This window comes from Pseudomonas sp. EB271-G4-1, assembly GCF_058791355.1.
Genome location: NZ_JBYTEO010000019.1, coordinates 1 through 18,670, shown reverse-complemented (window position 1 = coordinate 18,670; position 18,670 = coordinate 1). Strand labels below are relative to the sequence as shown.

The following is an 18,670-nucleotide window of genomic DNA, read 5'->3' as shown; positions in this document are numbered from 1 at the left end:
TTCCCCTAGGGGACGCCACGATTACCCGCTCTGCGGGATTTTATAAGGGTCATTCAATTATTGAATGGCCCTTTTGTTTGTCTGGCGTTTGGCCAAATCTCCCTCTTTCTCCCAAACTGTTCTTCAGACCAGCGGTCACATCCACGACTTGCAGAAAATTATTATGAGAATAATATTCTAGTCGTAATATTCGGAGGCAACGATGAACGATAAAAAAGCTCAAACCCGCGAACGCATTCTCAAGGCAGCCAGCGCCGCGCTGATCCAGCGTGGTCCGGCCGAGCCAAGCGTTGGCGAAGTGATGGGCGCGGCCGGCCTGACCGTCGGCGGCTTTTATGCGCACTTCGAAAGCAAGGACGCGATGATGCTGGAAGCGTTCAAGCAGTTGCTGGGTCACCGCCGTGACCTGATTGCCGACATGGATGCCGAGTTGACCGGTGAAGAGCGTCGCGCGTTGGTTGCAGCGTTTTATCTGTCACGCAAACACCGCGATTCCAGCGAGTCTGCGTGCCCGATCCCGGCCTCGATCGGTGAGCTCGGACGCCTGCCCGAGGCGTTTCGAATTGCACTGAATGAACACATGGAGCTGATGGTCGCGCAATTGGCGGCCAGTCCTGAAGACACCGACAAAGCCCTGGCTGATCTGGCCTTGATGGTGGGCGGCCTGGCGCTGGCACGGGCGCTGGGACCCGGTGATTTATCCGATCGTTTGCTGCGCGCGGCCAAGTCGGCGGTGCGTTGACCTGAAGGCTGCGGCCTGGGGAGAATGCGATGAGCACGTTGAAGTGGGTTCGTGGCGTTAATGGCACCTTGGGTTGGTTCGCCCCGAAGCTGGTGGCGAGCAAAATGCGATTGGCATTCATGACGCCGCGCGATTTTCCACCGCGTGATTGGGAATTGCCGCTGCTGGCCAAATCCGAACGAATCACTTTGCGTTTCGGCCTTTCAGCGTTGCGCTGGGGGCAAGGCCCGGCAGTGCTTTTGATGCACGGCTGGGAAGGTCGGCCCACACAGTTTGCCAGCCTGATCACGGCGCTGGTCGATGCCGGGTATTCGGTTGTCGCTTTGGACGGCCCGGCGCACGGTCGCTCGCCCGGGCGCGAGGCGAATGTCGTGCTGTTCGCCCGAGCCCTGCTGGAAGCGGCCGCCGAATTGCCGCCGCTGCAAGCAGTTATCGGCCACTCCATGGGCGGCGCCAGTGCCATGCTTGCCGTGCAAATGGGCCTGCGCACCGAAACCCTGGTCAGCATTGCCGCCCCGGCGCGGATTCTCGGGGTATTGCGCGGTTTCGCCCGCTATGTGGGGTTGCCCCCGAAAGCCCGCTCGGCGTTCATCCGCCAGGTCGAGTCTGACGTCGGCATGCGCGCGGCGATGCTGGATGTCGCGCACTACCAGCTCGACATGCCTGGCCTGATCGTGCACGCCGAGGACGACACCCATGTCCCGGTCAAGGAATCACAACTGATCCACGAAGCCTGGTTCGACAGTCGTCTGCTGCGTTTGCAGGAAGGCGGTCATCAGCGGGTGCTGGCTGACCCGCGGGTGATTGATGGCGTGTTATCACTGCTGGCCGGTCGCAGCCTGCAATCGCGCCAATCGGCTTGAGCATCCGTTACACTGCCCCGGTCGAATCAATCTGACCGGGGAGTGGGGCATGGGCTGGGATCGGGCAACGCCGTTTATCATTGATCTGCAAGTGGGCGCCGAAGACATCGACGGGCTGGGGCACGCCAATAACGCGGTGTACGTGACCTGGCTCGAACGTTGTGCCTGGCGCCACTCCCAGCGCCTCGGCCTGGATCTGGTCGAATACCGTCGGCTGGACCGAGCAATGGCGGTGGTGCGCCACGAAATCGATTACCTGGCGGCCGCCTATGAAGGCGATGAGCTGCAACTGGCGACCTGGATCGTCGATTGGGACCAGCGCCTGAAAATGACCCGGCATTTCCAATTGAAACGCCCCAGCGATAATTCGACCTTGCTGCGCGCGCAAACCACGTTCGTTTGCATCGAGCTGTCCACCGGCAAGCCCAAGCGCATGCCTGCCGAGTTCATCGAAGGCTACGGCCCGGCGCTGCAAGCCCCCGTCTGACCCCCCCCTGTAGGAGCGAGCATGCTCGCGATGGTCGTCAACGATTACGCTGGAAACCTGACACCCCGCAGCGCTCTCAGGTTCACCGCGAGCAGGCTCGCTCCTACAGGGTTCTGCGATTTCTCGCGATATCCAGTAAACTGCCGCACGTTCTTCGTTGAGTGTGTTTTTCATGCAAATTGCCTTGGCGCCCATGGAGGGGTTGGTCGACGATATCCTGCGCGACGTGCTGACCCGAGTGGGCGGTATCGATTGGTGCGTGACCGAGTTCATTCGGGTCAACGATCAACTGCTCACGCCTGCTTATTTCCATAAATTCGGCCCGGAACTGCTGAACGGCGCCCGGACTGCTTCTGGCGTGCCGCTGCGCGTGCAGTTGCTGGGTTCGGACCCTGTGTGCCTGGCGGAAAACGCCGCGCTGGCGTGCGAGCTGGGTTCCGAGGTGATCGACCTCAACTTCGGCTGCCCGGCCAAGACGGTCAACAAGTCCCGGGGCGGCGCTGTGCTGCTCAAGGAGCCTGAGCTGCTCAATCAGATCGTCGAGCATGTCCGTCGCGCCGTTCCGGCGCACATTCCGGTAACGGCCAAGATGCGCCTGGGCTTCGATAGTCCGGACGGTGCGCTGGTGTGCGCCACGGCCCTGGCTGAAGGCGGTGCCGAGCATATCGTGGTCCACGCCCGGACCAAGACTGACGGCTACAAGCCACCTGCCCACTGGGAGTGGATCCCGCGGGTACAGGACGTGGTCAAGGTGCCGGTGTTCGCCAACGGTGATATCTGGAGCGTCGAAGACTGGCGTCGTTGCCGCGAAATCAGCGGCGTGGAAGACATCATGCTCGGTCGCGGCCTGGTTTCGCGCCCCGATCTGGCCCGGCAAATCGCGGCGGCGAAGGCCGGTGAAGAGGTCGTTGAGATGACCTGGGCCGAGTTGCTGCCGTTGATCCAGGATTTCTGGCTGCAAGCCAAGGCGCAGATGACTGCGCGTCAATCGCCGGGCCGCTTGAAGCAGTGGCTGGCGATGTTGACCCGCAATTATCCCGAGGCGGTCGAGTTGTTCAGCGTCCTGCGCCGTGAAACCGAGCTGGACCAAGTCTCGCGTTTGTTGGGGTTGCAGGTGGCTGAAGCGGCCTGAAAAAAGTTAAAAAAATCTGAAAAAAATCTCTTGAAAAGCAAACAGCGGTCCCTATCTAAGGATTACGCGATGCCGAATTCGGGTCGCGGAGACAAAAAAACTTGCTGATCTGTTTTCAGGAGATTTGAATCATGAGTACTGCATTTTCCATGGCACCACTGTTCCGTTCCTCGGTTGGCTTCGACCGTTTCAATGACCTGTTCGAAACCGCCCTGCGCAACGAGCCAGGCAGCACCTACCCACCTTATAACGTGGAAAAGCACGGCGACGACCAATACCGCATCGTCGTAGCGGCCGCCGGCTTCCAGGAAGAAGACCTGGAGCTGCAAGTGGAAAAAGGTGTGCTGACCATCAGTGGGGGCGGCAAACGTGAAGTGAACGAGGGCGTCACTTACCTGTACCAGGGTATCGCACAGCGGGCCTTCAAACTGTCCTTCCGCCTGGCGGACCATATCCAGATCAAGGCCGCCGACCTGAGCAACGGTTTGTTGAGTATCGACCTGTTGCGGGTGATTCCCGAAGAAGACAAAGCCAAGCGCATCCCGATCAACGGGACACAAAAACCGGCTCTGCAGCATTGAGTCGGACCGGGCAGGGTTGTCTGAGGACGACTTGACCGGCTGAAGCAAAAGACCCCGACTTGTCGGGGTCTTTTTTTTTCGGGGCCGGTTCCTGCGATCAGGTCCACCCATACCGGACCAGATGAAAGAAAATCGGCGCGGCAAAACACACCGAATCCAGGCGATCGAGCATGCCACCATGACCTTCGATCATATGCCCCCAGTCCTTCACGCCACGGTCGCGCTTGATCGCCGACATCACGATGCCGCCGGCGAATCCCAGCAGGTTGATCAGCAGGGCGATGAGCAGCGACTGCCAGGCAGTGAACGGCGTGATCCACCACAAGGCGCAGCCGATCAGTGAGGCCAGCAGGATGCCGCCGACAAAACCTTCCACGGTCTTGGACGGCGACAGGTTCGGCGCAATCTTGCGTTTGCCGAACAATTTGCCGCACACGTACTGCAGCACATCCGACATCTGCACCACGATCACCAGATAGGCGATCAACAGCAGGTTTCGCCCCTCATAACCGGCGATGTCCAGGGTCAGCAGGGCGGGTACATGGGATACGCAGAACACCGCAATCATCAGGCCCCACTGGACTTTCGAGGCTCGCTCGAGGAAGTGCGTACTGTCGCCGCCCAGGGACGCCAGGATCGGCAGCAGCAGGAATACGTAGACTGGAATGAAGATCGAGAACAGCCCGTACCAGTCGTAGTAAATCAGCAGGTACTGCAGCGGCAGGGCCAGGTAGAAGGCCGCGACCAAAGCCGGATAGTCGCTGCGGCGAGTGGGCGTGAGCGTCATGAATTCGCGCAGGGCGTAGAAGGACACCGTGTAGAACAGCACGATCACGGCGGTGGTGCCGAGCCAAAAGGCGATCCCGATGACCAGTACCATCACCCACCAGGCGTTGATCCGTGCGTTGAGGTTGTCGATCACCGGGTTGGGGCTGCCGTGGCTGCGGCGCTTGAGCACGAAACCAATTGCCGAGGCCAGCAATAGAAACGCGCCAATCGCGCCAAACAACATCAAGGTCTGTCTATCCATGTCAGGCATGCTCTCCGGCCAGGCTCAGTAGCGCTTCGCGACTGCGTTCGAGAAAGTGCGTCTTGCTTTCATCTTCGTCCAGGGTCAACGCGGCGCCAAAGCTGATGGTGCATAAAAGCGGCAGCGGCAGGACCCGCCCCTTGGGCATGACGCGGTTGAGGTTGGCGATCCACACCGGGATCAACTGCGCCTGGGGATATTGCCTTGCCAGGTGGTAAAGCCCGCTCTTGAACGGCAATAAACCCTCATCGGGGTTACGCGTGCCTTCGGGAAAAATGATCAGCGAGTCGCCGTTTTCCAGGGCATCGAGCATCGGTTGCAAGGGATTGTCGGCGGGTTCCTTGCGTTCACGGTCAACCAGTACGCCGTTGAACACCTGGTTGATGATGTAGCGCCGCAACGGGCTTTTCAGCCAGTAGTCCGAGCCTGCCACGGGCCGGGTGATGGTGCGCAGGGTCGGCGGCAGCGAGGCCCACAGCAGGACGAAATCGCCATGGCTGCTGTGGTTGGCAAAGTAGATACGCTGTACAGGTTCCGGTGCGCAGCCGAGCCACAGGCTGCGCGCGCCGGTCAGTATGCGCGCGGCCGAGGTGATGAGGGTGGCAACCACGGGTTCGAGCATGGGAACTCCTTATCCGGCAAAGTTCAGCCAAGGGTCGGCCAGAATGAAAAACAGGGTCAACAGCACCTGTGCCGCCACCAGCAGCGCCTGGTTGCGCAACAGCTTCAGGGCGCCGGTGATACGTTCGCTCCAGGGGCGCCCGCCATGCTCGGCGGGCTGCAGATTCAGCGTTGTCAGGGCTTGATCCAGGGACAGGGTGTGCTCCGGAAGGTTTTCAGCTCGCTCGGCAAGGCGTTGGAACAGATCGGCATCGAATGCCACCCGCAGCGCCCAGTATTTTTGCCCCAGGCCGAGCAACAGCAGCCCACCGCTGCAGGTCGCGCTCCAGAACCCCTGGCCGTCCAGGAGGGACTGGCTCAGGCCGAACAAGGCGCCCAACAAGGTAAGCCCGTTGGACAGTCGATCCAGCATGTCGCCACGACGCAACAGACTGGCTGTCACCTGTAATTGCATATCAATGGACACCGCGTGCCTCCATGTGGGTCGCCAGCGGCTCTAGCGCCTCTCGGTGAAAGGACCCCAGGACAATTCCCGGGCGCGCGCGCTGGATCAACAAAAAGGCTTCGGCGACACTACTGGCCCTCCCGGTGTGCAACAGCCAGGCGGCTACGGCCGTGGCGCTGCGCGAATAGCCCAAGGCGCAACAGACCAGGAGCGGTCCGTGCTGGCGCAGGCTTTCGATGGCCAGTGCGGCTTCCCGGCATTGCGCGGTGGTGGGGGCGGTCAAATCCAGGACAGGCAGTGTGCGGTAGGCGACAGTCCCCGGATCAAGCGACAGCTCGGCGCACAGGTCGAACACTGCGGTAAAGGTGCTGCCCTTGAGTTCCCGACGGGTCGGTATGCGCCCGAGCCAGACGTCATCGAGCACTTGGTCGGGCTGCGGATTGTTGCGGGTCCACAGGCGCGAGTTGAGCCAGGCGGCAGCCACGTAGGGCGTCAGCAACCAGCGCGCGGCGGGGGACAGGCGTCCATCGGCACGCTTTTGAAAACCTCCTGCGTCGAGTACGGCGTAATTGAGCGATACCAACAGCAAGGCCATCGCCGGCCAAGCCAGCCACAGCCAGGCTCCCCCTAAGTAGAAGGCCGGGGCGGCGAACACGGCAGCTCCCGACAGGTAATACAACGCCAGTCTCCAGCGTTTTTTTACGGCCGCCAGCCGGGCACCGTGCAGAGGCCCTGGTCCCTCCAGCGGCCATAGCCAGACACACAGCCAGCCCAGCAGCGCTCCGCTTGGCAGATCAATGAAGTGGTGCTGGTAAGTGGTCAGCACCGAGAGCCCGATCAGGGTAAACCAGACATGCATCAATCCGCGCCACAGGCCCTGCAAGTGCTTGTGATAGCAGGTCCACAGGATGACCAACAGCGCAATGTGCAGCGATGGCGCCTGATTGAACGGCTTGTCGAAACCGGCCAGTACGTCGAACAGCCAACCAAATACACCGTCCAGTTCCGGTCGGGCGAAGGTGAAGCGCAACGGCCAGATCAGAAAGCAACTGACCGCAATGAGTTGCGCGGTCAACAGGCGCAAGGCGTGCCGCTTGAGTTCTTCGCGACTGTTGGGCAACAACAGGGACAACCCGTACAGCAAGTCGATAGACCAGTACGGGACGATGCTCCAGGCCCAGAACGGCATGTGGTTTTCCCAGCCGAACACCAGGCTGCCAACATCGTCGCGCTGGGTGGTGAACCAGGTGGCGAAACCGTAGGTGCCGAAGAACAACGGCACCAGGAGCAGCAGCCAGAGCACCGCAGGTTTGAGCAGACCAGGCTCGCGTGCCGTCGTTGCACTGCGCAGCATCAAGACACCCGTTGCGCGAGAGCCACGCTGAAAATACCCCATTCGTCGACGCGCATGCCGACCTTGCGAAAGCCGGCCACCTCCACCAGTTGGTCCATTTCCGCCTGGGTGCGTCGGCGCATGACCCAGGCCTGGCCTTCACGGTGGCTGGTCAAGGCTCGGGCGATCAGTTCCAGTTGCGGGTGCCAGGGTTGGCCGGTGTAGACCAGGTATCCGCCAGGTTCCACCGCGTCCCCCAAGCCCGCCAGGGAAGCACTGACCATCTGATTGTCGGCGAACAGCTCGTACAGTCCGGAGACCACCGCCAGGGTAGGTTTGGGATCCAGCGCGGCCAGGTCGGCACGGTCGAAGGCGTCGCCCTTGACGAACCGAGCGATCCCTTCCAGGCCTTTTTCGCGGATCAACGCGCTTCCGTCACGCACGTTGATGTCGCTGTAGTCGCGCAACAGGACCGATTCGGGAAGCGGGCTGACGCCCTGCAAGGCTTCGAGAATGTAGCGTCCGTGTCCGGCGGCGATGTCGACGATGCGCACTTCGCGGCCCTGGTCGCGTAATTGCTGCATCGCCAGGCGCAGCAGTTCTTCGACGTGCAGCTTGCGTTGGCGAATGCCGCGCCAGCCGATGGAGTCGAGGTAGTTGCGGTCGATCATGCGGCCGACAGCCGACGTGCCCGTGGGGGTGTTGCGATAGACGTAGTCCAGTGTGCTGCCGGAGTCGAAACCGGTGTCGAAGCCTAGCTTGATCCCGGACGACAATTGGCTGCCCAGGCGCATGCTGGCGCGGGTCATGCGCCAATACAGATCGCGCAGGGAGTTGCGCGGCAGCGGCGCGGCCAATGATTCGGATTCGGCGCAAGTCAGGCCCAGTCGATCGGCGGCCAGCAAGCCAGGGCGTTCAATGGGTTGCGCGAAGTTCTGCAGGATGAAGCGTCGTGCGCTGGCGACGGCGTGTCCACGGTTCTTTTCACCCAAGGTGTCGTGGAAGAATCCCGGCAGCACATGTTTTTCCTTGTGCAGAGTGCCCAGGCGCTCGAAAAACTGTTCCTGGGGTTGGCGATGCACGACGAAGTCGGTCCCGGAGATCAACAACTGAGTGGGTATCATTATGGCCTGGGCATCGGCCACCACGCGATCGGCGGCCTCGTACAGGCCGAGCAGGACATTCACTGAAATGGCCTTGGTGATCAGCGGGTCGTTGTCGTAGCTGGCGACGCGCTGCGGGTCATGGCTGAGAAAGCGCGCCTTGACGTAGCTGTTGACGAAAAAGTTACCGCGCCACCGGCGCATCAGTGCCAAGCCCTGGCGAGCGAAGGGCACATAGAGCTTGACCTTGAACGCCGGAGACGCCAGCACCAGCGCCCGTATGTGCGGTGCGTAATCGTGGGCCCAAGTGGCGACGATCACTGCGCCGACGCTCTGGGCGATCACCGCGAGGTTTTCCTCAAGGATCTGGTAGGACGCGCTCAGGTGCTCGCAGAAGGTCTGCACGTCGCGCACGCTGGTGGCAAAGCTGGGGCTGTCGCCCCGAGCGCCTGGTGAAAGGCCATGGCCCCGGGCATCCCAGGCGAAAAAATCGAAGCCGGGCAGGTCCAGTTCATCCACCAGGTGGGCAATACGCCCGGAATGCTCGTGGCCGCGGTGGAACAGCAGTACGGCCTTGCGTGGGGTTCCCGGTTCTGGGGTGCCGGGCCAGTGGCGGTAAAACAATTGCACACCGTCGTGGGTGGTGAAGGTCTGTTCCTGTGCTTCGCGCATTGCCATTTCCTTAGGCTGAAGAGCTGTCGATTTGTGCTTCCCTGAGGCCCTGGCGGACCCGGTTGACCAAGGTATAAGCCAGCAGCATCGCGATGATCGCGAACACCGCGTTGATCCAGAATGGGCTGATCCAGCCCGGTACGATGCCGGCGGCCACGACCCCCAGCACGAAAGCCCGGTCACTTTTGCCCATGGGCCCGTCATAGCGCCGCGAAGCACCGACCATCGGCCCCAGCACGCCGCTGTACTCGCTGAACAAGGCGAGCAAGGTCACCAGCAGCACCAGCCACAGGCTGACGCCGGGCAGCAGGGCAAAGGGCAGGATCAAGGCGCAGTCGGCGGTGATATCGCACAACTCGTTGAGATAGGCCCCCAAGTGCGACTGCTGGCCGAACTCTCGAGCCAGCATGCCGTCGATGGCGTTGAGCGCCATGCGCACCAGCATCCAGATCGGCACCAGCACGAATATCCAGGGGTGATGCACGAAACCGGCGATCAGCACGCCCACCAGGATTGAGCCGATGCCGGCGATCAAAGTGATCTGGTTGGCGGTGGTGCCCTTGGCGAACAAGCGCCGGACCAGGGGGCGCAGGAGATTTTGGAATGCGGGTTTGATCTGGTAGATGCTGGGCACGTTGGTGAGGTCTCGGGAGAGGCGGTTTGGTTACTGAGTGTAGATGGCATCCGGGGATGGATTTGGCGACAGTGCCTGGAATGCTGAAAGCGTGATTTGTCGCGATAAAGGCCAATCAGGGATTCGTCCAAGGCGTGGCCAGTGACAGCTTGATGAGGTAGCGCTCTTCGGTGGGGTGCCTGTAATCCTTGAAGCGATTGACCACTAGCATCACTTGGTACTGGGTGCCCGCGTGCCAGTAGGATTTTCCACCTTTGTTTACATCACGCAGTTGAGCACGCCATTGCGGGGTGTCGGCGAACGAGGGGAAGTCCTTGACCCGGATGGGTGTCCAGCCAGCATTGCGCCATTGCTCCTGCAGATCCAGCACGACCTTGAGGGTATCGTCGAGTAGCAGGGGTTCGATTTGCGGGGACATATTGACACCGTTGATTGACTCGTCACGGTTGAACGTAACCGTGAAGTAGCGAGCCAGCGGAGTTATGAACCCATATTGAGGATCGATGAAACGAAGGCGGGCATCCGACTTAGGCAAACGACCCCAAAAATGGCCAGGAATAGCTGGATCAATGGTTGCACTGGATCGACGGCGCATATCCTCCCAAGGCTCGCCAATCAATAGGGCGATTTCGGGCTCTTCCGACAGGACCTCAATCGACGCAAGCGTCAGGAGGGCCGCGACGGCCAGCGCCAACACGCCGCGTCGCCAGCCTATACGTTGCGGCAGGCTCATCGCACGCCACCACCCAGGGCAATATCCCGAATCGAATGCTCAAGCAGCTTGCGCTGGTCGCTGTGCAGCAGATCGTCAAACTGCTTCGCGGCCCTCAGCACGAAGGGCATACGCTGATTGATATCGGCCAGGTTGGCATTGAGGTTGTTGCTGAAACCAATGGTGCGTCCGTCGTCCACGCGGCGGCACTGACTGGCGAGGGACAGCTCGACGGCTTCGGCGGCGCCGGACGGGATACCGATGACGTAGGAAAAATGGTTACTGCGCAACAGTGAGTTGAGCCGCCAGTCGCTGTACATCGCCGGTTGCAGAATATTCCGTTGCTCGTGCCAGGCTAGATGCTCAACGCTTTCGGCGATATAACCGGCCTCAATCGCCTCGAAGGCCAGGAGAATTTCCTTGTGGTCAATCCCGAATTCCAGCGTTTCCTGTCCGACCGGCCACAGCACCGGATGTTGGCCATTCCCATAAATGTTGCTACGTGATTCCAGGCAATCCCTCAGCGCTTCCAATCCCCGCTCCTGGTAGAACACATGCAACGGATACACATCCAGGAACAGCGTGGTATTACCCATCGCCAGCATCTCGTACACAAACCGGTACATCCGTTGCGAGTATGACAAGGGAAGGTCGGCACCCCATTGGGTGAAGCCCCACACCGGGTTGTCCCGGTTGGCCTCTTCGTACTCGCGTTGACGCTGCTCAAACGCCCGAATGGTCGCGCGCTTTTCCCGCTCACTGGGGCTGAGCAAACCTCTCAATCCTTGTCTGGCACTGTCCCTCAGTTGCTGTATCGTTTCCTCTTCCGTCTGAATTTTCTCGATCGTGTCAGCCGCGTGCAGCAAGCCACAGCCCACCTGCTTGGAGGCGAAGGCTGCCAACCCGGCCCACTGGAATCGCGGATCGTGGCGCCACAGCTGGGCGTAAGCGGCATTGATCGCCTTGTTGCGCGCCTTCGGGTCGGCAATCAGCTTGCCGCCCGGTGCCACGACGTTTTCGACCCTTTGCTGGTAGCCGCGCCACAGGTTTTCACAAATCGTCCTTGGCCGTTCGCTGAGCGTCGGTGTGGGCGCCCGCGCTGAAGTGGAAGTGGAAGCGGAAGTGGAAGTGGAAGTGGAAGTGGATTGTCGCGGCGCGACCGGGTTGTTGGGAGCAACGGGCGCGGCTTCCTGTTGAGGGGCGCTCCTCAAGGCTTGCGGCGCAGCACCCTGTCTGGATTCATAGGTGGCGGTGGTAAACGAGGGGATAAGCCCGGCCTTGCAGGGACAGCCGCTGCGGCTGTCCAGCGAGCCCGCCACCAGGCCCCCGTGACTGCCAAAGAACGCGATGCCACCCTCGATTTCGTAGGTTTCATCATTTTTGCTACAGGACACCGGGTCCCCTGCGCGAGCATGGGCGAAGCCAAACATCATGACGCGGGTATCGGCGTCCAGCACCTCGCCACCACAGCTGGTCTTGTCACCCTTGCGAATGAAATATCCCTTAGCCATAGCTGCAACTCCTTGTCTGTTGACCATCAAATTGCGCCTGCCTCCGAAGGATTGGAGACAGGGCAAAGTGCAGAGCAAGGGTTCTACACGAAGCTGTCAGGCGTAAATCAGACGTTTCCGGAATGTATGTAGGAAAGGGGGATTGAATCGAAGGTGGGGATTTTTGTAGGAGCGAGCATGCTCGCGATGAACCTGAGAGCGCCACGGGGTGTCAGGTTTCCCGCATCATCGTTGACGACCATCGTCGGAACGCCGCCCGGAGCATGCTCGCTCCTACAACAGAAGCTTTTGCAGTTCCTCCACCGGCAGCGGCCGGCTATGCAGGTACCCCTGATAGAGATGGCAGCCCAGCCCCTGCAGGAATTCCAGCTGTTCCGAGGTCTCCACCCCTTCGGCGATGATTTTCAGCCCGAGGCTGCGGGCCATGGCGACGATGGCGCGGATGATCTCGGCGTCGTTGGGGTCGGTGGTAGCGTCGCGAATGAATGACTGGTCGATTTTCAGGGTGTCGACCGGCAGGCGCTTGAGGTAGGTCAGCGAGGAATAACCGGTGCCGAAATCGTCCATGGCAAAGCTCACGCCGAGCTTTTTCAGGCGCAGCATCTTGTTGATGGTGTCTTCCAGGTTCTGGATGACGATGCCTTCGGTGATTTCCAGTTTCAGCAGCGAACTGGGCAGGCCGTAGGTGGCGAGGCTGTTTTCGATGCGCTCGACGAAGTCATTCTGGCGGAACTGGCGCGGGCTGATGTTGACGCATAGGCTGAATTTCAGCGGGTCCACCCGGCCATCGGCGATCAGTTGCCTGAAGGCCTGGCAGGCTTCGTCGACGATCCAGGTGCCAACTTCCAGGATCAACCCGCTGTCTTCCAGCACCTTGATGAACTCGGTGGGCGACTGCGCGCCGAGCTCCGGATGGTTCCAGCGCACCAGCGCTTCGGCACCGACAATGCGGTTATCCCGGGCGTCCACCTGGGGTTGGTAGTGCACGCGAAACTCGCCGCGCGAAAGCGCCAGGCGCAGGTCGGTTTCCATGCGCAGGCGCTCGCTCGCCGCTTTCTGCATGGTGTTGTGGTACATCTGCGCGGTATTGCGTCCTGAATCCTTGGCGCGATACAGGGCGATATCGGCACGCTTTAGCAGGTCGGTCGGCGTGGACCCATGGTCGGGAATCAACGCAATGCCGATACTCGGTGTCACCTGCAGGCGCTGACCGTCGAGGAACATCGGTTCAGACAGCAGCTCACGAATGGTATCGGCCAGTTCGCAGACCTGAGCGCTGACCTCGTTGCGCGAGCCTTCGAGGCCGCTGAGCAGCACCACGAATTCATCGCCGCCCAGGCGCGCGACGGTGTCTTCCATGCGCACGCTGGCTTCCAGGCGTGCGGTGATGATTTTCAGCACCGTATCGCCCACCGGATGACCGAGGGAATCGTTGATGTGCTTGAAGTGGTCGAGGTCGAGGAACATCAAGGCGCCGCGCAGGTTGTGGCGCTTGAGCAGGGCGATCTGCTGGCTCAGGCGATCCATCAGCAGTGCGCGGTTGGGCAGGTTGGTCAGCGGGTCGTGGTAGGCCAGGTGGCGGATCTGCGCCTCGGCATTTTTCAGCAGGCTGACGTCCCGCGCGGTCAATAGTAGGCACGCGGTTTCGTTGAGGGTGATCGGCTCTACCGACACTTCTACCGTCAGCAATTCGCCGCGCTTGTTGCGCCCGAGCATTTCCTGGTGATGTACCCGGCCCTTGATCTGCAGTTCGGCCAGCAACGCCGAGCGTTGTTTTTCTTCAGCCCAGATCCCTACCTGATACACGGTACGGCCGATCACTTCATCGGCGCGGTAGCCGGTCAGGCGGCAAAAGCCGTCGTTGACCTCCAGATAGCGTCCGGTATCGCGTTCGGTGATGGTGATGGCGTCGGGGCTTGAGTGGAAGGCCTTGGCGAACTTCTCTTCGCTGGCCTTGAGCGCCGCTTCCGAGCGTTGCTGCTGGGTGATGTCGCGCAAGGTGGTGACGATGCAGGGCTGTTCGCTGACGCTGATCTGACGGCTGGAAATCACGCAAGTCAGCGACTGCCCATCCTTGTGCTGGACGAGGATTGCCACATTGTTCAGGCCTTGTTCGCGGATCACCTGTTCGATCCGCTGCAGGCTTTTTGCCGAAGCGTCCCACAGGCCGATTTCGTCGGCACTGCGGCCGATCACGTCGGCGGCGCTCCAGCCAAAGGTCTGGGTGAAGCTGGAGTTGATCTCGATGAATTGCCCGGTGTCCTGGCGCGTCACGCAGATCGGGTCCGGGCTGACCTGGAACAGGGTAGCGAATTTCTCTTCGGAAGCTATCAGGCGCTGTTCGCGCTCGACCTGGTCGGTGATGTCGAGCAAGGTGCCGGCCATGCGCAGGGGGACACCGTTTTCATCGCGGTAGAGGCGGGCGCGGCTCTCCAGGTAGCGAGAGCTGCCATCCGGCATTTGCACCCGATAGGTCAGCTGATAGTTGCCGGCGGGGCCTTCGCGCAGGCTGCGGTAGGCATCGCGCATGGTGTCGCGTTCTTCGCCGGGCACGCCTTCGAAAAAGTCGTCGAAGGATTCATGGAATGGAATGGGCTCCATGCCGTGTAACTGGGCGGCGCGCGCCGAGCCATACAGCATGCCGCTGGGGATGTGCCAGTCCCAGGTGCCCAGTTGTGCCGAGTCCAGGGCCAGGTCGAGGCGCTCCTGGCTGTCTTTGAGGGCGTGTTCGGCCGCTTTGCGTTCGGTGGTGTCGAGGAAAGTGCTCAGCAGGTAGGGCTGGCCTTCGAGTTCGACCTTTTGCGCACTGAGGATGCCATCGTGGACCTGCCCGTTGCTGGCGCGAAACTGCACCTCCATATTGGTCAGCTCGCCCTTGGCCTTGGTCGCCTTGACCAGTTGCGCGCGTTGCTCGGGGTGCACCCAGAGGCCCAGTTCCATAGTGGTGCGGCCGATCGCGTCCTGCACCGGCCAGCCGAACAGGCTTTCGAAATACTGGTTGGCTTCGGTGATCAGGCCGTCTTCCTGGCGCGTCAGCAGGACCATGTTCGGACACAAGTGAAACAGCGTCGCGAAGCGTTTTTCCGAACTGCTCAGCGCCTGTTCGCGCAGACGCTGGTGGGTGATTTCGCGGATCACGCCAATCATTCGGGGACGGCCGAGCTTGTCCGGCAGCAGGCTGCCGCTGATCTCCAGCCAATGCAGGCTGCCGTCGGGCCAGCGAACGCGGTGGTGCATCGCTTGCTCGAGCGGTGCGCCTGCGATCACGGCATGGAAGGCGCGAAGGGTCTTTGCCCGATCTTCGGCAGGCAACAAGTCGAGGTATTCCAGGTCGGCCGGCAACGGTTGCCGGGGGTCGAAGCCAAACAGCGCCTGCGTGCCCCGGGACCAACTGATCTGCCCACGCTCGATATCCCAATACCACGCGCCCAGCCGCGCGCCATTGAGCGCGGCCAGCAATTGCGAGGCACTTTCCCAGCTTTGTTCGGAGCTTTTCGGGTCAAGCGCCTGGATGCGCGGCATCGGCGGAATACGGTCAACAGATTTCGGCATTGGCAAGCCTTGAGCTGAATTGGGTCTCGGGTACAGAAATTCGGGCTCTATAGGAGTAGCACAAGTTAGCCTTGAGTCCCTGGCAGATCGATCTGGGCATCCAGTAAGGCCATGAAGGCCCGCGCTGCATTCGATAGCGTCCTTTCTGTGTGCAGGATATAGCCTAGCTGGCGAGTCAGTTGTATGCCCGGTAAAGGTATTCGCGCAACCTGGTCGTCGAGCATGGTGCGTGGCAAGACACTCCAGGCCAGGCCGATCGACACCATCATCTTGATGGTTTCGAGGTAATTGGTACTCATGGCGATGTTCGGCGTCAGGCCTTGGGCCTCGAACAGGCGTTGGACAATGTGATGGGTGAACGTGTTGCCGCCGGGGAACACCGCCGGGTGTCGGGCGATGTCCGCGAGGCTGACCTTGCCGTTGCCGAGCAACGAATGCTCCGGGGCGACCACAAAGTCCAGCGGGTCGTCCCACACCGGTGTGGCCTTGACCAGGGCATGGGGCTCCGGCGCCAGGGTGATGACCGCCAGTTCAGCCCGACCATGGAGGATTTCTTCGTAGGCCACTTCCGAATCGAGAAACTGGATATCCAGCGCCACCTCGGGATAACGCCGAGTGAACTCTCTCAATAAAGGCGGCAAACGGTGCAGGCCGATATGGTGACTGGTGGCCAAGGTCAGACGACCGGTCACCTCCCCGGTGAGGTTGGTCAGGGCGCGGCGCGTATCATCAAGGACATTCAGGATCTGATAGGCCCGGGGCAGCAGGGCGCGGCCGGCCTCGGTCAGGCCGACTTCGCGGCCCAGCCGATCGAACAGGCGCACCTTCAATTGCTGCTCCAGGCCAGCGATGCGCTTGCTGATCGCCGGTTGGGTCAGATGCAGTCGCTCGCCGGCGCCGGAGAAGCTTCCGGTCTCGGCGATGGCAATAAAGGCATTGAGATTGGCGAGGTCCATTGCTGTATTCCAGTTGGTTATCCAAAGCATAAAAAATATGAATTTGAGTTATTTAATCTAACCCCATAGGATCAGCCTCACAAGCCAAAGGGTTATTGAACCACTCAAGACCCAGGGCATAGAAACAAGCTGATGAGGAAACCGTCTGATGGCCGGCAAAACGCTCTACGACAAGCTCTGGGATTCGCATTTGGTCAAACAGCGCGACGATGGCTCGGCGCTGATCTATATCGATCGTCACATCATCCACGAAGTGACTTCGCCGCAAGCTTTCGAAGGGCTGCGACTGGCCGGGCGCAAGCCATGGCGCATCGATGCCAACATCGCGACCCCGGACCACAACGTACCGACCACCCCGGAGCGCAAGGGCGGCATCGCAGCCATTGCCGACCAGGTCTCGCGTTTGCAGGTCCAGACCCTCGACGATAACTGCGATGAATACGGCATCGTCGAATTCAAGATGAATGACGTCCGCCAAGGCATCGTCCACGTCATCGGCCCGGAGCAGGGCGCTACTTTGCCGGGCATGACCGTGGTCTGCGGCGACTCCCATACCTCGACCCACGGCGCGTTCGGTGCCCTGGCCCATGGTATCGGCACTTCCGAGGTCGAGCACGTGCTCGCCACCCAGTGCCTGGTCGCCAAGAAAATGAAGAACATGCTGGTTCGCGTCGAAGGCCAATTGCCGTTTGGCGTGACTGCCAAGGACATCGTGCTCGCCGTGATTGGCAAGATCGGTACCGCCGGTGGTAACGGCCACGCCATCGAATTCGCCGGCAGCGCGATTCGCGACCTGTCCGTTGAAGGCCGCATGACCATCTGCAACATGTCCATCGAGGCCGGTGCTCGCGTTGGCCTGGTAGCCGCCGATGAAAAAACCGTGGCTTACGTGAAGGGCCGTCCATTCGCCCCGAAAGGCGCGGAATGGGATTTGGCCGTCGAAGCCTGGAAAGACCTGGTATCCGATGCCGACGCGGTGTTCGACACGGTTGTCGAACTCGACGCGACCCAGATCAAGCCGCAAGTCAGCTGGGGCACTTCGCCCGAGATGGTCCTGGCGGTCGACCAGCACGTTCCGGATCCTGCGAAGGAAATGGACCTGGTCAAGCGCGGTTCCATCGAGCGCGCCCTGAAGTACATGGGTTTGACCGCCAATCAGGCGATCACCGACATTCAGTTGGACCGTGTGTTCATCGGCTCCTGCACCAACTCGCGGATCGAAGACCTGCGCGCAGCGGCGGTGATCGCCAAGGGCCGCAAGGTGGCCTCCACCATCAAGCAGGCCATCGTGGTGCCGGGTTCGGGCCTGGTGAAAGCACAGGCCGAATCGGAAGGCCTGGACAAGATTTTCCTCGAAGCCGGTTTCGAATGGCGCGAGCCGGGTTGCTCGATGTGCCTGGCGATGAACCCGGACCGCTTGGAGTCTGGCGAGCATTGCGCTTCCACGTCGAACCGCAACTTCGAAGGCCGCCAGGGTGCCGGTGGTCGTACCCACCTCGTGAGCCCGGCCATGGCCGCCGCCGCCGCGGTGAACGGTCGTTTCGTCGACGTCCGTGAATTGATCTAAAGGAGCGCAGCATGAAAGCTTTTACCCAGCACACTGGACTTGTCGCGCCTCTGGATCGTGCCAACGTCGACACCGACCAGATTATCCCGAAGCAATTCTTGAAGTCGATCAAGCGCACCGGTTTCGGTCCGAACCTGTTCGACGAATGGCGTTACCTGGACGTGGGTCAGCCCTATCAGGACAACTCCAAGCGCCCATTGAACAAGGACTTCGTCCTCAACGCCGAGCGTTACCAAGGCGCCAGCGTGCTGCTGGCCCGCGAGAACTTTGGCTGCGGCTCCAGCCGCGAGCACGCGCCATGGGCGCTGGAAGAGTACGGTTTCCGCAGCATCATCGCGCCGAGCTATGCCGACATTTTCTTCAACAACAGCTTCAAGAACGGCTTGCTGCCGATCATCTTGAGCGACGCTGAAGTCGACGAGCTGTTCCAGCAGGTCGAGGCCAACCCGGGCTACCAGCTGCAGATCGACCTGCAGGCCCAGACTGTGACCCGCCCGGACGGCAAAGTGCTGAGCTTTGAAATCGACGCGTTCCGCAAGCACTGCCTGCTCAATGGCCTGGACGATATCGGTTTGACCTTGCAAGACGGTGATGCGATCGCGGCGTTCGAGGCCAAGCACCGGGCGAGCCAGCCGTGGTTGTTTCGCGACGCTTGATTTTGCGTAGGACGTGATGACGCCTTCGCGAGCAGGCTCGCTCCCACATTTGAAATGCATTCCACTGTGGGAG

At 60.9% G+C, this 18,670-nt stretch carries 17 protein-coding genes and 1 tRNA gene (1 of these 18 cut by a window edge); 8 read left to right on the top strand and 10 right to left on the bottom strand.

From position 1 onward, the window contains the following. The 6 genes from AC3WWR_RS11625 to AC3WWR_RS11600 form a co-directional block, all read left to right on the top strand. Positions 1 to 18, top strand: a tRNA-Glu gene (locus tag AC3WWR_RS11625); it begins 158 nt to the left of the window's first position. Between the two features lie 184 nt (positions 19 to 202). Beyond that, complete coding sequence (locus tag AC3WWR_RS11620; protein WP_020795506.1) at positions 203 to 742, top strand: TetR/AcrR family transcriptional regulator; 540 nt, start codon at positions 203 to 205, stop codon at positions 740 to 742. Between the two features lie 29 nt (positions 743 to 771). After that, positions 772 to 1,605, top strand: coding sequence for an alpha/beta fold hydrolase (locus AC3WWR_RS11615; protein WP_020795505.1), 834 nt, complete (start codon positions 772 to 774; stop codon positions 1,603 to 1,605). A 49-nt stretch (positions 1,606 to 1,654) separates the two neighbouring features. After that, positions 1,655 to 2,092: an acyl-CoA thioesterase gene (locus tag AC3WWR_RS11610; protein ID WP_168758626.1), complete on the top strand. Its 438-nt coding sequence runs from the start codon at positions 1,655 to 1,657 to the stop codon at positions 2,090 to 2,092. Positions 2,093 to 2,264: 172 nt separating this feature from the next. Beyond that, positions 2,265 to 3,224 (top strand): tRNA dihydrouridine synthase, encoded by a 960-nt coding sequence (locus tag AC3WWR_RS11605; RefSeq protein ID WP_033041345.1) that lies wholly within the window; start codon positions 2,265 to 2,267, stop codon positions 3,222 to 3,224. Positions 3,225 to 3,355: 131 nt separating this feature from the next. Further along, positions 3,356 to 3,805, top strand: a complete 450-nt coding sequence (locus tag AC3WWR_RS11600) for an Hsp20 family protein (protein ID WP_020795502.1) — start codon at positions 3,356 to 3,358, stop codon at positions 3,803 to 3,805. Between the two features lie 97 nt (positions 3,806 to 3,902). On the opposite strand, the gene AC3WWR_RS11595 is transcribed toward AC3WWR_RS11600, so the two are convergent. The 10 genes from AC3WWR_RS11595 to AC3WWR_RS11550 all read right to left on the bottom strand — a co-directional run bounded on the left by AC3WWR_RS11595 (position 3,903) and on the right by AC3WWR_RS11550 (position 16,374). Further along, complete coding sequence (locus tag AC3WWR_RS11595; protein WP_020795501.1) at positions 3,903 to 4,835, bottom strand: phosphatidate cytidylyltransferase; 933 nt, start codon at positions 4,833 to 4,835, stop codon at positions 3,903 to 3,905. 1 nt (position 4,836) lies between these two features. Then, positions 4,837 to 5,457 (bottom strand): lysophospholipid acyltransferase family protein, encoded by a 621-nt coding sequence (locus AC3WWR_RS11590; RefSeq protein WP_020795500.1) that lies wholly within the window; start codon positions 5,455 to 5,457, stop codon positions 4,837 to 4,839. A 9-nt stretch (positions 5,458 to 5,466) separates the two neighbouring features. Further along, positions 5,467 to 5,922, bottom strand: a complete 456-nt coding sequence (locus tag AC3WWR_RS11585) for a hypothetical protein (RefSeq protein WP_033042383.1) — start codon at positions 5,920 to 5,922, stop codon at positions 5,467 to 5,469. Beyond that, entirely contained in the window at positions 5,912 to 7,255 is a 1,344-nt protein-coding gene (locus AC3WWR_RS11580; protein WP_492598713.1) for a phosphatase PAP2/dual specificity phosphatase family protein, read from the bottom strand. Before AC3WWR_RS11580 ends, AC3WWR_RS11585 begins: the two co-directional genes overlap by 11 nt. Beyond that, positions 7,255 to 9,009 (bottom strand): bifunctional alpha/beta hydrolase/class I SAM-dependent methyltransferase, encoded by a 1,755-nt coding sequence (locus AC3WWR_RS11575; RefSeq protein ID WP_492598712.1) that lies wholly within the window; start codon positions 9,007 to 9,009, stop codon positions 7,255 to 7,257. The genes AC3WWR_RS11580 and AC3WWR_RS11575 overlap by 1 nt, the downstream gene beginning before the upstream one ends. A 10-nt stretch (positions 9,010 to 9,019) precedes the next feature. Beyond that, complete coding sequence (locus AC3WWR_RS11570; protein WP_033042384.1) at positions 9,020 to 9,643, bottom strand: CDP-alcohol phosphatidyltransferase family protein; 624 nt, start codon at positions 9,641 to 9,643, stop codon at positions 9,020 to 9,022. Between the two features lie 115 nt (positions 9,644 to 9,758). Then, positions 9,759 to 10,376 carry a hypothetical protein gene (locus AC3WWR_RS11565; RefSeq protein WP_492598711.1) on the bottom strand — a complete coding sequence of 206 codons (618 nt, stop codon included), beginning with the start codon at positions 10,374 to 10,376 and terminating at the stop codon, positions 9,759 to 9,761. Then, complete coding sequence (locus AC3WWR_RS11560) at positions 10,373 to 11,866, bottom strand: PAAR domain-containing protein (protein WP_492598710.1); 1,494 nt, start codon at positions 11,864 to 11,866, stop codon at positions 10,373 to 10,375. Before AC3WWR_RS11560 ends, AC3WWR_RS11565 begins: the two co-directional genes overlap by 4 nt. A 273-nt stretch (positions 11,867 to 12,139) precedes the next feature. Next, positions 12,140 to 15,418, bottom strand: coding sequence for a PAS domain S-box protein (locus AC3WWR_RS11555; RefSeq protein ID WP_432668407.1), 3,279 nt, complete (start codon positions 15,416 to 15,418; stop codon positions 12,140 to 12,142). A gap of 65 nt (positions 15,419 to 15,483) precedes the next feature. Further along, positions 15,484 to 16,374, bottom strand: coding sequence for a LysR family transcriptional regulator (locus tag AC3WWR_RS11550; RefSeq protein ID WP_020795491.1), 891 nt, complete (start codon positions 16,372 to 16,374; stop codon positions 15,484 to 15,486). 148 nt (positions 16,375 to 16,522) lie between these two features. Here AC3WWR_RS11550 and leuC point away from each other — a divergent pair, with 148 nt between their 5' ends. Together leuC and leuD are read left to right on the top strand one after the other, a co-directional pair. Then, on the top strand, positions 16,523 to 17,941 hold the full coding sequence (leuC, locus tag AC3WWR_RS11545) for a 3-isopropylmalate dehydratase large subunit (RefSeq protein ID WP_020795490.1): 1,419 nt from the start codon (positions 16,523 to 16,525) through the stop codon (positions 17,939 to 17,941). 11 nt (positions 17,942 to 17,952) lie between these two features. Further along, on the top strand, positions 17,953 to 18,597 hold the full coding sequence (leuD, locus tag AC3WWR_RS11540) for a 3-isopropylmalate dehydratase small subunit (protein ID WP_008056361.1): 645 nt from the start codon (positions 17,953 to 17,955) through the stop codon (positions 18,595 to 18,597). The last annotated feature ends 73 nt before the right edge of the window (positions 18,598 to 18,670 follow it).

Coding starts and splice junctions, on each gene's coding strand:
- AC3WWR_RS11620 (WP_020795506.1), top strand. CDS start 203: ATGAACGATAAAAAAGCTCAAACCCGCGAACGCATTCTCAAGGCAGCC.
- AC3WWR_RS11615 (WP_020795505.1), top strand. CDS start 772: ATGAGCACGTTGAAGTGGGTTCGTGGCGTTAATGGCACCTTGGGTTGG.
- AC3WWR_RS11610 (WP_168758626.1), top strand. CDS start 1,655: ATGGGCTGGGATCGGGCAACGCCGTTTATCATTGATCTGCAAGTGGGC.
- AC3WWR_RS11605 (WP_033041345.1), top strand. CDS start 2,265: ATGCAAATTGCCTTGGCGCCCATGGAGGGGTTGGTCGACGATATCCTG.
- AC3WWR_RS11600 (WP_020795502.1), top strand. CDS start 3,356: ATGAGTACTGCATTTTCCATGGCACCACTGTTCCGTTCCTCGGTTGGC.
- AC3WWR_RS11595 (WP_020795501.1), bottom strand. CDS start 4,835: ATGGATAGACAGACCTTGATGTTGTTTGGCGCGATTGGCGCGTTTCTA.
- AC3WWR_RS11590 (WP_020795500.1), bottom strand. CDS start 5,457: ATGCTCGAACCCGTGGTTGCCACCCTCATCACCTCGGCCGCGCGCATA.
- AC3WWR_RS11580 (WP_492598713.1), bottom strand. CDS start 7,255: ATGCTGCGCAGTGCAACGACGGCACGCGAGCCTGGTCTGCTCAAACCT.
- AC3WWR_RS11575 (WP_492598712.1), bottom strand. CDS start 9,009: ATGCGCGAAGCACAGGAACAGACCTTCACCACCCACGACGGTGTGCAA.
- AC3WWR_RS11565 (WP_492598711.1), bottom strand. CDS start 10,376: ATGAGCCTGCCGCAACGTATAGGCTGGCGACGCGGCGTGTTGGCGCTG.
- AC3WWR_RS11560 (WP_492598710.1), bottom strand. CDS start 11,866: ATGGCTAAGGGATATTTCATTCGCAAGGGTGACAAGACCAGCTGTGGT.
- AC3WWR_RS11555 (WP_432668407.1), bottom strand. CDS start 15,418: ATGCCGAAATCTGTTGACCGTATTCCGCCGATGCCGCGCATCCAGGCG.
- AC3WWR_RS11550 (WP_020795491.1), bottom strand. CDS start 16,374: ATGGACCTCGCCAATCTCAATGCCTTTATTGCCATCGCCGAGACCGGA.
- leuC (WP_020795490.1), top strand. CDS start 16,523: ATGGCCGGCAAAACGCTCTACGACAAGCTCTGGGATTCGCATTTGGTC.
- leuD (WP_008056361.1), top strand. CDS start 17,953: ATGAAAGCTTTTACCCAGCACACTGGACTTGTCGCGCCTCTGGATCGT.